The organism is Oceanicola sp. D3 (genome assembly GCF_006351965.1).
GTDB lineage: Bacteria > Pseudomonadota > Alphaproteobacteria > Rhodobacterales > Rhodobacteraceae > Vannielia.
Genome location: NZ_CP040932.1, coordinates 2,152,642 through 2,165,596, shown reverse-complemented (window position 1 = coordinate 2,165,596; position 12,955 = coordinate 2,152,642). Strand labels below are relative to the sequence as shown.

11 protein-coding genes are annotated in these 12,955 nt (G+C 63.8%); 6 read left to right on the top strand and 5 right to left on the bottom strand.

The features are described 5' to 3' along the window. Window positions 1–100: 100 nt before the first annotated feature. Complete coding sequence (gene tpiA, locus FHY55_RS10955; protein ID WP_140014231.1) at window positions 101–862, top strand: triose-phosphate isomerase; 762 nt, start codon at window positions 101–103, stop codon at window positions 860–862. A gap of 332 nt (window positions 863–1,194) precedes the next feature. Here tpiA and FHY55_RS10950 read toward each other — a convergent pair whose 3' ends face one another. The 3 genes from FHY55_RS10950 to FHY55_RS10940 form a co-directional block, all read right to left on the bottom strand. Beyond that, complete coding sequence (locus FHY55_RS10950) at window positions 1,195–3,561, bottom strand: TRAP transporter large permease subunit (RefSeq protein ID WP_140014230.1); 2,367 nt, start codon at window positions 3,559–3,561, stop codon at window positions 1,195–1,197. Window positions 3,562–3,572: 11 nt separating this feature from the next. Continuing rightward, complete coding sequence (locus tag FHY55_RS10945) at window positions 3,573–4,466, bottom strand: TRAP transporter small permease subunit (RefSeq protein ID WP_140014229.1); 894 nt, start codon at window positions 4,464–4,466, stop codon at window positions 3,573–3,575. Between the two features lie 77 nt (window positions 4,467–4,543). Next, window positions 4,544–5,632: a TRAP transporter substrate-binding protein gene (locus tag FHY55_RS10940; RefSeq protein WP_140014228.1), complete on the bottom strand. Its 1,089-nt coding sequence runs from the start codon at window positions 5,630–5,632 to the stop codon at window positions 4,544–4,546. A gap of 844 nt (window positions 5,633–6,476) precedes the next feature. Here FHY55_RS10940 and FHY55_RS10935 point away from each other — a divergent pair. From FHY55_RS10935 to ilvN, 4 genes are all read left to right on the top strand, one after another. Then, on the top strand, window positions 6,477–6,857 hold the full coding sequence (locus FHY55_RS10935; RefSeq protein WP_140014227.1) for a hypothetical protein: 381 nt from the start codon (window positions 6,477–6,479) through the stop codon (window positions 6,855–6,857). A gap of 96 nt (window positions 6,858–6,953) precedes the next feature. After that, on the top strand, window positions 6,954–7,220 hold the full coding sequence (locus FHY55_RS10930) for a hypothetical protein (RefSeq protein ID WP_140014226.1): 267 nt from the start codon (window positions 6,954–6,956) through the stop codon (window positions 7,218–7,220). A 300-nt stretch (window positions 7,221–7,520) separates the two neighbouring features. Beyond that, window positions 7,521–9,272, top strand: coding sequence for an acetolactate synthase 3 large subunit (locus FHY55_RS10925; protein ID WP_140014225.1), 1,752 nt, complete (start codon window positions 7,521–7,523; stop codon window positions 9,270–9,272). A 74-nt stretch (window positions 9,273–9,346) separates the two neighbouring features. Further along, window positions 9,347–9,913, top strand: a complete 567-nt coding sequence (ilvN, locus tag FHY55_RS10920; protein WP_140014224.1) for an acetolactate synthase small subunit — start codon at window positions 9,347–9,349, stop codon at window positions 9,911–9,913. Between the two features lie 50 nt (window positions 9,914–9,963). Here the strand turns inward: ilvN and FHY55_RS10915 are convergent, their stop codons facing one another. Then, window positions 9,964–10,359, bottom strand: a complete 396-nt coding sequence (locus FHY55_RS10915; protein ID WP_140014223.1) for a hypothetical protein — start codon at window positions 10,357–10,359, stop codon at window positions 9,964–9,966. A gap of 78 nt (window positions 10,360–10,437) precedes the next feature. On the opposite strand from FHY55_RS10915, the gene purB reads away from it, so the two are divergent. Beyond that, entirely contained in the window at window positions 10,438–11,739 is a 1,302-nt protein-coding gene (purB, locus tag FHY55_RS10910) for an adenylosuccinate lyase (protein ID WP_140014222.1), read from the top strand. Between the two features lie 82 nt (window positions 11,740–11,821). Here the strand turns inward: purB and FHY55_RS10905 are convergent, their stop codons facing one another. Then, window positions 11,822–12,907, bottom strand: a complete 1,086-nt coding sequence (locus FHY55_RS10905; protein WP_140014221.1) for a PQQ-dependent sugar dehydrogenase — start codon at window positions 12,905–12,907, stop codon at window positions 11,822–11,824. Between the last annotated feature and the right edge of the window lie 48 nt (window positions 12,908–12,955).

The window sequence follows — 12,955 nt, the reverse complement described above, 5'->3', positions numbered from 1 at the left end:
CCGCCCGATCCCGCGCCCTTTCGCCCACGCCCCACACCTTGCAAGCCCGCTCCGTTCGGGGCTAACTCCCCGCAACCACAGAGACAAAGGAAGGTTGGGCATGAGACGCAAACTCGCCGCAGGCAACTGGAAGATGAACGGCCTCCGGGCCAACCTCACCGAGGTAACGGCCCTCACCACCGCCCACAGCGCCCCCGGCGTCGATATCCTGCTCTGCCCGCCCGCCACGCTGCTCGCCCCCATGGCCGCCGCCGCCGAGGGCACCGCGCTTGCCGTAGGCGGGCAGGATTGCCACGCCGCTGCCGCCGGCGCGCACACCGGCGATGTCTCCGCCAGCATGCTGGCCGATGCCGGCGCCAGCTACGTCATCCTTGGCCACTCCGAGCGGCGGGCCGACCACGGCGAGCAAAACGAAGACATCTGCGCCAAGGCCAAGGCCGCCCTCGCCGCCGGACTCACCTGCGTGATCTGCGTGGGCGAAAGCGAGGCCGAGCGCGACGCCGCCCAAACGCTCGACATCATCGGCGAACAGCTTTCGGGCTCCATCCCCGATGACCTCACCGCCGAAACCCTCGTTGTTGCCTACGAGCCCATCTGGGCCATCGGCACCGGCCGCACGCCTACCCTCGAGCAGATCGGCGAAGTGCATGATTTCATCCGTGCACGTCTTCAAAGCCGCTTTGGCGAGGCCACAGGCGCGGCCACCCGCATCCTCTACGGCGGCTCGGTGAAACCCGGCAACGCCGCCGAAATCTTCGCCGTGCCCAACGTCGACGGCGCGCTTGTCGGTGGCGCCAGCCTGAAGGCCACCGACTTCTCCGCCATCATCTCAGCACTCGAAGCCGCCCCCCAACAGGGCTAACCGCCACAAGCCAACCTGCTTCGGAGCCCTCCGTCGCCTGACACCCCAAAGGACGGCGGGCGGACCGGGGTCAATGAAAATCGCCGAGGGGCCCCTCCGGGGATACGGCTATTTTCGTTGATGCCGGGCGGCGCGTCGGCCATGCCGGGGTCAGGTGATGGCGAGCGCCCGTGCAGGTTCCTGCTTTGGTGAGTCCCGAGCTGTAGCCACGCCGCCATGATCGCAGGCCGGGCATGGCACGGCGGGGTGGGTGGGCGGGAGCTGTGCCATGCCCGGCCCCGCAAAACAAAAAGGGCGCCCCGAAAGGCGCCCTTTTCGCATATCAGCCCCGATCAGTTCGGGATCAAATCCGGCACAATCGAAACGATCCCCGGGAAGGCCCAGAGCAGCGCCAAGCCCACCACCTGGATCAGCACAAACGGTGCCACACCCCGATAGATATGCCCCGTCGTCACCTGCGGCGGCGCAACGCCCCGCAGGTAGAACAGCGCAAAGCCAAACGGCGGCGTCAGGAAGCTGGTCTGCAGGTTCACCGCAATCATGATCGTCACCCATTTCGGGTCCATCGTCCCGCCATAGATCACCGGCCCCACAATCGGCACCACGATGTAGATGATCTCAAGGAAGTCGAGCACGAAGCCGAGGATGAACATCACCAGCATCACGATCAGGAACACCTTGAACTCGCTGTCGAAGCTCTTGAGGAACTGCTGGATGTAATGCTCGCCCCCAAAGCTGATGACCACGAGGTTCAGCAACTGCGAGCCGATGAGAATGGTAAACACCATGCTCGTCACCTTCGCCGTCTCCCGCACCACAGGTGACATCACCGCGCCGCGATACAGCACCCAAACGCCGTAGAGCACCCCGAAGAAGGCCACCATGTAGGCGGCAAAGGCCACGAGGAAGGCGATCCACGTCACAAAGGTGACCGTCTCCTGATTGATCCGCAGATCAAAGTTCACCCCCGCGAGGATCATGATGATCGTCGCATAGGTGGCAATCAGGATCATCTGCCCCGAGCGGCCCTCTTCCTTCAGCTTGCGATAGGCCGCCAGCATGATGGCCCCGGCCGCGCCGAGCGCGGCGGCGGGGGTCGGGTTGGTGATGCCGCCAAGGATCGAGCCAAGCACGGCCACAATCAGCACCAGCGGCGGAAAGACCACGCGGATCAGCTCATTGCTGGCCAGCCTCCGTGCCGCATCCCGCATCGCCCAGAGGATCACGATGAGCGGCAGCAGCAGGATCACCAGCGTCTCCGCCGAGGACATCCCCGACTGGATCAGCAGCGCATCCGCCAACAGCATCACCGCAATGCCCCCCGCGCCCACAATCAGCGGCATCGGGCTGGCCGAGGGGGCAACGCCCCGCGCCACCATGAACGTCAGGCCAAAGAGCACGGCCAGCACCGCCACACCCGAGCCAATCGGCGGGGCGTTGGGCACCGGCGCAACAGCCTCGGCCGCGGCCTCGTCCGTGCCCTCAGCGGCCTCCGCCGGGGCGGTTTCCTGCACCGGCTCCACACCAGCCGCCCGCGCGGCCACCGAGGCATCCCAGCGCTCCTGCCCGTGCAGCTCGATCATCGCCGCCTGACATTGCTCGCTCACGTTGGTGCGCAGCAGCCCACCGTTAACGCCGCCAGCCTCCGTCTGCACCGCGCGCACAACCTGGCTGCCAATCACGCCAACCTGCCCAAGCAGCACCACGCCACCAATCAGCACGACGGGCAGCGCCAAAAACCACGTCAGCCCCTCGCGGCGGGTAATCACCTCACCGCCGGTGGTGCTTTCCAGTTGCACCGAGGGCGCCTTGGAGGGGTTCACCACCGCATAGCCAAAGGCATAAAGCGCATAGAGCCCCGCCAGCATGACACCCGGCAGCATCGCCGCCTGAAACAGCGTGCCGACAGAAACCACCGCAGGCCGCCCTAGCAGCGTCAAGGCATCCGAACATCCAAGCGACTGCGCCCGCGCTTCCTGCGCCGTGGAGTAAAGATCCCCCGCCAGCGTGCCCAGCAGCACGATGACGATGGATGGGGGGATGATCTGCCCCAGCGTGCCGGAGGCCGCGATCACGCCCGTCGAAAGCTCGGGCGAATACCCGTTGCGCAACATCGTGGGCAGGCTCAGCAGGCCCATCGTCACCACCGTCGCGCCGACAATGCCGGTGGAGGCGGCCAGAAAGGCCCCCACAACCACGACCGACACCGCAAGGCCACCGGGCAGCGGGCCAAAGACCTTCGCCATCGTGGTCAGCAGATCCTCGGCAATCTTCGAGCGCTCCAGCACGATGCCCATCATCACGAACATCAGCACCGCCAGCAGAGTCTCAATCGACTGGCCCGCAAAGACCCGCTCGTTCATCCGGTTCACGACAAAAGAGAGGTTCCGGTTGATCGCCTGCTCCCAGCCACCCGGAAACAGCGGCACCTCAACCCTTGGTAACTCCGGGTATCGGAACACGCTCACATCGTCTCGATGCACCCCTGTGGCAAGTATCTCCCGATAGGCATCGCTCCCGGTATCAATCGCCTGGTGTATCAAGATGCCCTGCCCGTCGAGCAGCGCAATGATCCCGAAAGAAATGATCCCCGCCCCGCCAATGGCAAAGGCCACCGGGAAGCCAGAGAGAATGCCTGCGAAAAGGCAGACAAGAACGATCAGTAGGCCGATCTCGACGCCATCAAGTCCGAAAATCATCTGCCCTACCCCTAGTGCGTGCCTTCATAGGCTTCTTCACCCTCACCGAGGGTGTCTTTATCGAGATACTTGTCGGCGCTCTCAGGCCCTTCGCGGAACTCCAGCAGCGAGCGGTAGAAGTAGGCCACCGCCTGAAGCAGCACCAGCGCGCAGAAGGCCACCATCAGGATCTTGAAGAGGAAGTAGCCGTTGAAGCCATTGGGCGAAAAGCCGATGGTCTCCACGTTCCACTTCACGATCTTGCTCTTGCGCATCAGCAGGTCCAGCCCCTCGCTGGCACTCACCTTCGGCGTGATCAGCGAGCGCCAGAGGAAGAACCACGCGTAAAGCCACGTCAGCACCGCGACCGGCACCATGAAGAAGAGCGAACCGAACATGTCGATCACCTTCTTGGTGCGGAATTTTACCACCGAGTAGATCAGGTCCACCCGCACGTGGCTGCCCTGCACGAAGGCATAGGTCACGCAGAGGGCGACGATCATCGCGTTGTAAAGCTTGAGCTCCTCGGCAAACCAACCCACCGATTGGGTGAAGCCAAAGCCGAAGGGCGCAATGGTGATCTCGCCAAAGCGAAAGACCGATTGCAGGAACACAACCATCACCTGCTGGAGCACCATCACAAGGCCAATCCACGCCACCGTGCGGCCCACCCCGTTGGCAAACCACTCCAGCCCGCGCACGACGCCCCACATGATGCGCGGCCAGACAATCCCCACCACGGTCAGCACCAGGAAGATGTCGAACACCGCGAAAAACAGCTCAACCGAGGCCCCGTAGTAGATGAAGCGCATCAGGCTCTCGCCGTTGCTCCAATCCAACCACAGCCCCGGGTGCGTGATCGCGTAGAAGATGTTGTAAAAGCCCATCCCGACATTCTGGATGAACCACACGAGCGCGGTCCCCATACGCCCTGCCCCTTTTATGTGAAATGGCCGCGCGCGTATATTCGCGCGCGGCCCTGTCTTTCAAGCAGCTTTCGCCCTTACATCGCCGCCAGAACGCGGTCGCGCTGAGTGGCGTAGAAGCTGTCGGACACCGAGAGCCAGCCCGAGGACGACTTCATGCTGTCCATCGCGCTCTTGTGGATCTTGGCGAAGAGATCGTCCGAGGTGTAGCCCTGCAGCAGCTCGACCGAGGCCTTGCCGAAGGCATCCCAAACGTCCGGGGTGAATTCCTTCACCTGCGTGCCGCCCTGCTTCAGACGGGCCAGCGCCGGGCCGTTGTTGGCGATGAACTGTGCGTAGTTGGCCTGGTGAGCGTCGGCACAGGCAATCTCGACGATCTTCTGCTGCGCCGGGGTCAGGCTGTTGAACACTTCGAGGTTCATACCAGCCGACAGGGCCGCACCGGGCTCGTGGAAGCCAGCGGGATAGTAGAAGTCACAGACTTCCTGCAGGCCCAGCTTCTCGTCCGACCACGGGCCGATCCACTCGGTCGCGTCCAGCGCACCGGTCGAAAGGGCCTGATAGATCTCGCCGCCCGGAAGAACCTGCACCGAGGCACCCAGCTTGGAGAGCGCTTCGCCGCCGAGGCCCGGCATACGGAACTTCATGCCGTTGAAATCATCGGCAGATTTCACCTCGTTGCGGTACCAGCCGCCACCCTGCGCGCCGGTCTGACCGGCGATGAAGCCGCGCACGCCAAACACTTCACCCAGCTCGTGGTGCAGCGCCATGCCGTCCTGACCGTAGTACCAGGTCATCAGCTCGGGCACGGTCATGCCGAAGGGCACAGCGGTGAAGAAGGCCCATGCCGGATGCTGGCCAACCCAGTAGTAGTCAGCGCCGTGATACATGTCGGCCTGACCCGAAACCACCGCGTCAAAGCTCTCCAGCGCGCCGACGAGTTCGCCCGCCGCCTTCGGCTCAACGGTGATCTGCCCGTCGGTGGCTGCGGTGATGTTGTTGGCGACCCGTTCAACCGAGTCCCAAACGCCCGCCAGACCACGCGGCCAGGTGGTGACCATGGTCAGCGTCCGGTTGCCCTGAGCATAGGCGGGCGCGGCCAGCGTCGTTGCGGCGGCAGCGCCACCACCAAGGGCCGAAGTTTTCAGAAAAGAGCGGCGATCCATAGATGATCCTCCCCTAAGTTGCTCTCATTTTTTGTTCCGGCCTGGTTCCTCCCGGACCGGTTATACAGTGCTTGCACCCTAGTGGTGGCAAAGCGGTTTGAAAACAAAAAGACGGGCGTGCTCTGCGCAAAATGTAGAATATTCCGCGCCCTACCGGTGCATTTATTAGGCAGCGCCCGCGCCAAGCCGCCCCGTTACCGCAAACATCCCGCATCCTCGCACATTCCCGGCGCTTGCGGCCCGGCCATCGAATCAAACCGGTTTGGGCCGTATGAGGATCGTGTCGTAAACATGTGTGCTAAATGCACAAATCCCCGACGGCCCCGCCCGCAGCATTTCCCCCCGGCGTGTGCACGTGGTGACCGAAGCGCACCCGAACCATGGCGATGCTCGCTCGCCACACCCCGTCAAGGACGCACCATGCACCTTGCGAAGAACGTCCCCCGGGGCCACAGGTCTACCTGTTAATTGGTGCAGCTTGGGTCTTTCAGGTATGATGGTGTTATCAAAAAGTGAAATCAGCGGCCTAAAAGCGCTTCAGACTGCGGGCTTCATCAGCCGTCTTTCTGCTTGGCTACGCGAGATCTACCCACAGGAAGCTGCGCAAGCTCATGAGCATTTCATCAGCGCCAGGGGGTCAAGACTACTACTCCAAGGCGTATTCGTACTTTTCAAACGACTACGCCAGCTTCAACCGGAGCTGGCGGCTCGCCCTCGGCACGGCTTCGGCGTCGAATGTCGGGGATCTCTACCTGCTCGCTATCGCAAGGGGATCAGAAAACAGAGATGATCCGGACATCACCGATTTCGGGTCAGATGCACGGGTTTGGGAGGGGGTTCTCGGGTGAGACGTTTTTCCTTGATAGCGGCGGCTCTCGTGGCGACGCTGGCCCTTGCCTGGCTTGCCAAACCGCTCTGGTTGCCCGCCTTCCGAAACAGCAGCCCGGAAAATCGTCTGCTGGTGGAGGTTCTTCGGTGCCGGTTCGCAGCCTGTACGCATCTGGATGTCGATTTTCACGACTATTCGGGGCTGACCGGCGTGCCCGGCTTCGTGCGGATCGCGAAACAGGTCAGGACAGCCCGTTTTCATGTCTTCGAGTTGCAGCAGGTATCGGCCCTTGCCCGGCTTCCCAACCTCGAAGAGGTGGACCTGCGCGGATCGGCGCGCGTTTCCGCCGCCGACATCGACTTCTTGAAGGCACGTGGCATTATCGTCCGCCCCTAAGTGCCTTCCGTGTTTGGCCGACAGTGACAGATACCGCACGATCAATCGCGACGGCAGCCTGATGCCCGGCGCGCGGATCTGGGAGAACATTTTGGAATGATCTGGATAAGCGCCCGAACCTTGGCCCTGGCCGCTGCCCTCATGCTTGCAGGCTATGCTCTGCTGAACAGCAGCGGCCATACCGGCCTCCCCTTCACCAAATTCTCCTACATCGTTGCGCTTGCTGCCCTGTTGGACCTCGCAATCACGCGTCGCCCCGGAGCACTGGCATGCTATCTCCCCTATGTGGTGCTTTCTGCCGTTCTCTACATTTCAGAATATCTCCTGCCCTATGACATCTGGCTGTCTCGCGGATACGCGTAATGACGCGAGAGGATTCGAGTTGGCCGCCCGCGACTCCTGAAACAAAATTACCAACAATCCGCTCACAGCGAAATTTTCTCCACAAACCCGGTTGACGCCCCGCGTCACCTCTCCTAGTTTCCGCCACACGCGAAACGCATGAGGCACCTCGAATGGCATCCATTCTTGTACTTGTAGGAGAAAGGCGCATGGGCCGGTAATCACCGGAAAGCTCAACACCTTATCCCATGCGCCCCCGATTGCCCTCGGGGGTTTTTTTATGCGAATCGCAGATAGATGACGCCAGAACGGAGAGAGAAAATGGCACGTCAGATGACCGGAGCAAAAATGGTGGTTCAGGCCCTGAAGGATCAGGGCGTTGAAGTCGTGTTTGGCTACCCCGGCGGCGCCGTCCTTCCGATCTACGACGAGATCTTCCAGCAGAACGACATCCGCCACATCCTCGTCCGCCACGAACAGGGCGCAACCCACGCCGCCGAGGGCTATGCCCGTTCCACCGGCAAGCCCGGCGTAGTGCTGGTCACCTCCGGCCCCGGCGCCACCAACGCCGTCACCGGCATCACCGACGCGCTGATGGACAGCATCCCGATGATCGTCCTCACCGGGCAGGTGCCCACCTTCGCCATCGGCTCGGATGCGTTCCAGGAGGCCGACACGGTGGGCATCACCCGCCCCTGCACCAAGATGAACTGGCTGGTGAAAGATACCGACGACCTCGGCCAAACCATCCACGAGGCCTTCCACGTCGCCACCTCCGGCCGCCCCGGCCCGGTGCTGATCGACATCCCCAAAGACGTGCAGTTTGCCAATGGCACCTATACCGCGCCCAAGCAGATGCAGTCGCATTATGCGCCCAAGGTGAAGGGCGACGCCGAGATGATCACCGCGCTGGTCGAGGCGATGGAAGTGGCCGAGCGCCCGGTGTTCTACACCGGCGGCGGCGTCATCAACTCCGGCGCGGCGGCCAGCCAACTGCTGCGCGAGTTCGTCGAGGCCACCGGCTTCCCGATCACCTCCACCCTGATGGGCCTCGGCGCCTACCCCGCCTCCGGCAAGCAATGGCTGGGGATGCTGGGCATGCACGGTCTCTACGAGGCCAATCTGGCGATGCATGGCTGCGACCTGATGATCAACATCGGCGCCCGCTTCGACGACCGGATCACCGGCCGCACCTCCGACTTTTCTCCCAACAGCGCCAAGGCCCATATCGACATCGACCCAAGCTCGATCAACAAGGTCATCCACGTCGATATCCCGATCGTCGGCGACGTGGCCCATGTGCTCGAGGATGCCCTGCGCATCTGGAAGTCCCGTGGCCGCAAGGTGAACAAACCCGGGCTGGAAAAGTGGTGGAAACAGATCGCCGAGTGGAAGGCCGTCCGCTGCCTCTCCTATGAGCCCTCCAAGAAAACCATCAAGCCGCAATACGCGCTGGAGCGGCTGGAGGCCCTGACCAAGGATCACGACCGCTACATCACCACCGAGGTCGGCCAGCACCAGATGTGGGCGGCGCAATTCCTCGGCTTCGAAGACCCCAACCGCTGGATGACCTCGGGCGGCCTCGGCACCATGGGCTACGGCTTCCCCGCCTCCATCGGCGTGCAAATCGCCCACCCTGATGCGCTGGTCATCAACGTGGCCGGCGAGGCAAGCTGGCTGATGAACATGCAGGAAATGGGCACCGCGGCGCAGTATCGCCTGCCGGTCAAACAGTTCATCCTCAACAACGAACGCCTCGGCATGGTCCGCCAGTGGCAAGAGCTGCTTCACGGCGAGCGCTACTCGCATAGCTGGTCCGAAAGCCTGCCCGACTTCGTCAAGCTGGCCGAGGCCTTCGGCGCCAAGGGCTTCTGCGTCTCCGACCCGGCAGACCTCGACGATGCGATCATGGAAATGCTGGCCTACGACGGCCCCGTGCTCTTCGACTGCCTCGTCGAGAAGCACGAAAACTGCCTGCCCATGATCCCCTCGGGCGAGCCGCACAACAAGATGATCCTCAACGGCGCCAACACCGCCGATGCGATCAAGGAAGGCGGCAAGGTGATGGTGTAACCCGGCCAGCGGGGCGCGGTTGACAATCCGCGCCCCAGCCGCAAAACCACGCCCAGATCGAAGAGGAGCCACCCATGGCCGCGCTTAAACTGAAAAAAGGCCTGTCGAAGCACTCGGCCTACGACCTCAAGGATCCCAACGCCGAGGTGATCGAAACCCACACCCTCGCGGTGCTGGTCGAGAACGAGGCGGGCGTGCTGGCCCGCGTTATCGGCCTGTTCTCGGGCCGGGGCTACAACATCGAAAGCCTCACCGTCGCCGAGGTGGACCATGAAGGCCACCGCTCGCGCATCACCATCGTCACCACCGGCACGCCCTCGATCATCGAGCAGATCAAGGCCCAGCTCGGGCGGCTGGTGCCGGTCCACGAGGTGCATGACCTCACCGTCGAAGGCCCCGCCGTCGAGCGTGAACTGGCGCTCTTCATGGTCGCTGGCGAAGGTGAAAAACGCGTCGAAGCTCTGCGGCTGGCCGATATCTTCCGCGCCAATGTGGTCGATAGCACGCTTTCCAGCTTCATCTTCGAGATGACCGGCCCCTCAGAAAAGATCGACGCCTTCGCCGACCTGATGCGCCCCCTCGGCCTCACCGAGATCGCCCGCACCGGCGTCGTCGCCCTCTCGCGCGGCGAGAAGGGCTGAAGAGACGCGCGCGCCGGTAGGGTGGGCAATCTGCCCACCAGCCCGCCGCCTCACTCGCAGTCCAGCTCTCCGCCAAACTCCGCCTCCGGCCAGCCCACCAGCCGCACGCCCCCCGGCGCGGCGCAGATGAGTTGCGGGTAGTTGCCCGCGTCCACCGCGTAGGTGCAACTCACCTCCACCCCAAAGAGCCGCCCGTCCAGCCGCCAGCTTTCATGCACCCGCGCCCAGCCCAGCCGCCCCGCCGGGCCATCGCAGCCCTCTGCCGTCAGCCCGGTCAGCCCCAGTAGCCCGCGCCGCAGCGCCAGCTTTTTCTCCATCAGCGCGCCACCCGGCCCACGCCCCACCAGCTCGTAGTTCCCCTCGAAAAACTGCAACTCCGGCCCGCGCTCCGGCCCCGCCGCGCAGGCCGCCCCCGCCATCATCACCCACGCCACGATAGCCCGCATCGCCGCACCCCTCTTGTTGCCACCTGCCCCCCAGTGTATCCGAGCGCCGACCGCTGACCAGACGCGAAAGGCGCCTCCATGATCCCTCGCTATTCCCGCCCCGAGATGACAGCCATCTGGGAGCCTGCCACCAAGTTCCGCATCTGGTACGAAATCGAGGCCCACGCCTGCGATGCCATGGCCGATCTAGGGGTGATCCCGCGCGAGAATGCCGAAGCCGTCTGGAAGGCCAAGGATGTCGAGTTCGACGTGGCCCGCATCGACGAGATCGAAGCCGTCACCAAGCACGATGTCATCGCCTTCCTCACCCACCTTGCCGAACACGTCGGCTCCGAAGAGGCCCGCTTTGTCCACCAAGGCATGACGTCTTCGGATGTGCTCGACACCTGCCTCAACGTCCAGCTCACCCGCGCCGCCGACATCCTGCTGGAGGATATGGACGGCCTCCTCGCCGCCCTCAAAAAGCGCGCAATGGAGCACAAGGAAACCGTCCGCGTTGGCCGCTCCCACGGCATCCACGCCGAGCCGACGACGATGGGCCTCACCTTCGCCCGCTTCTACGCCGAGATGGACCGTAACAAGGCCCGCCTCCAAGCCGCCCGCGAAGAGATCGCCACCGGCGCAATCTCCGGCGCCGTCGGCACCTTCGCCAACATCGACCCGGCGGTGGAAGAGCACGTCTGCGCCAAGCTCGGCCTCCACCCCGAGCCGATCTCCACGCAGGTCATCCCGCGCGACCGCCACGCCATGTTCTTCGCCGTGCTCGGTGTGATCGCCTCCAGCATCGAAAACGTCGCCATCGAGATCCGCCACATGCAGCGCACCGAGGTGCTGGAAGGCGCCGAATTCTTCTCCATGGGCCAAAAGGGCTCTTCGGCGATGCCCCACAAGAAAAACCCGGTGCTGACCGAAAACCTCACCGGCCTCGCCCGCCTCGTGCGCATGGCCGTCGTCCCGGCGATGGAAAACGTCGCCCTCTGGCACGAGCGGGACATCTCCCACTCCTCCGTCGAGCGCGCCATCGGCCCCGACGCCACCATAACGCTCGACTTTGCCCTAAAGCGCCTCACCGGCGTGATCGACAAGATGCTGATCTTCCCCGAGAACATGCTGGAGAACATGAACAAGTTCCCCGGCCTCGTGATGAGCCAGCGCGTCCTCCTCGCCCTCACCCAAGCCGGGGTGAGCCGCGAAGACGCCTACGCCATGGTCCAGCGCAACGCGCTCAAGGTCTGGGAAGAGCGGGTCGATTTCCGCGAGCAACTGCTGGCCGACGATGACGTGGTGAAAGCCCTCGGCGTCGAGGCCATCAACGAGAAGTTCGACATGGGCTACCACACCAAACACGTCGACACGATCTTCAAGCGCGTCTTCGGCTAAGCCCGGGCGCCCTGCGCTTCTCGACGCTCCGAAAACCAGACACGGGTGGGGGGCCTGCCCCCCCACTCCCCGGCCCGCGGGCCTACTTCGGCACCATTCGAAACACCGCGCCCTGTCCCACCGACATAAACCAGATAGACCCGTCCGGCGCCTCCCGCACATCGCGCACCCGGCTCGTCTCTGGCGTCTCGATCCGCTCAAGCTCTGTGCGCCCGTCCGCCGAGAGCCGTGAGATCATGTCAAACCTCAGCGAGCCCACAAACACCTGCCCCTTCCACTCCGGAAAGGCCTTGCCCGAGTAGATCATCAGCCCCGAAGGCGCGATCGACGGATCCCAGTAATGCACCGGCTGCTTCATGCCCTCCTTGGCCGTGCCCTCGCCAATCTTCGCCCCCGAGTAGTGCAGCCCGTAAGAAATCACCGGCCAACCGTAGTTCGCGCCCTTCTCGATCAGGTTCAGCTCATCGCCGCCCCGCGCGCCATGCTCCACCACCCAAAGCCGCCCCTGCCCGTCCAGCGTCGCGCCCTGCGGGTTGCGGTGGCCATAACTCCAGATCTCCGGCTGTGCGCCCTCTTGGTCGACGAAGGGGTTGTCATCGGGCACCGACCCATCCCGCGCAATCCGCACCACCGAGCCGTTCTCCCGGCTCAAGTCCTGCGCCGCAGGCCGGTCGCCCCGCTCGCCGATGGTAAGGTAGATATACCCGTCAGCCCCCTCCACGATCCGGCTGCCAAAATGCCGCCCGCCAGAGCTGCCCGGCTCCATCTCGAAGATCACCTCAAAGCCGTCCAGCGCCTTGCCATCGTCCGAGAGCCGCCCCTTGCCAAGCGCCGTCCCGGCACCGCCGCCCTGCGGCTTGGCAAAGCTGAGAAAGACCTCGCGGCTCTGCGCAAAATCCCGCGGCACCATCACGTCCAGCAAGCCACCCTGCCCGCTGTCATAAACCTCGGGCACGCCGCCCACCCGCTGCGCCACGCCGTCTTTCACCAGCGTCAGCTTGCCGCCCCGCTCGGTCACCAGAAATCCGCCACCGGGCATAAAATCCAGCGCCCACGGCGTATCCAGCCCGCGCATCACCCGCTCGATCTTCATCTCCTGCGCTCCGGCTCCTGCGCCGGCCAATGTCATCATCGCCGCCACGAGCGGCCCCACAATGCGTCCAGTCATTGCATATCTCCCGTTTCCACAAAGCTAGCCCGCCCCAGCCGCCGGGCC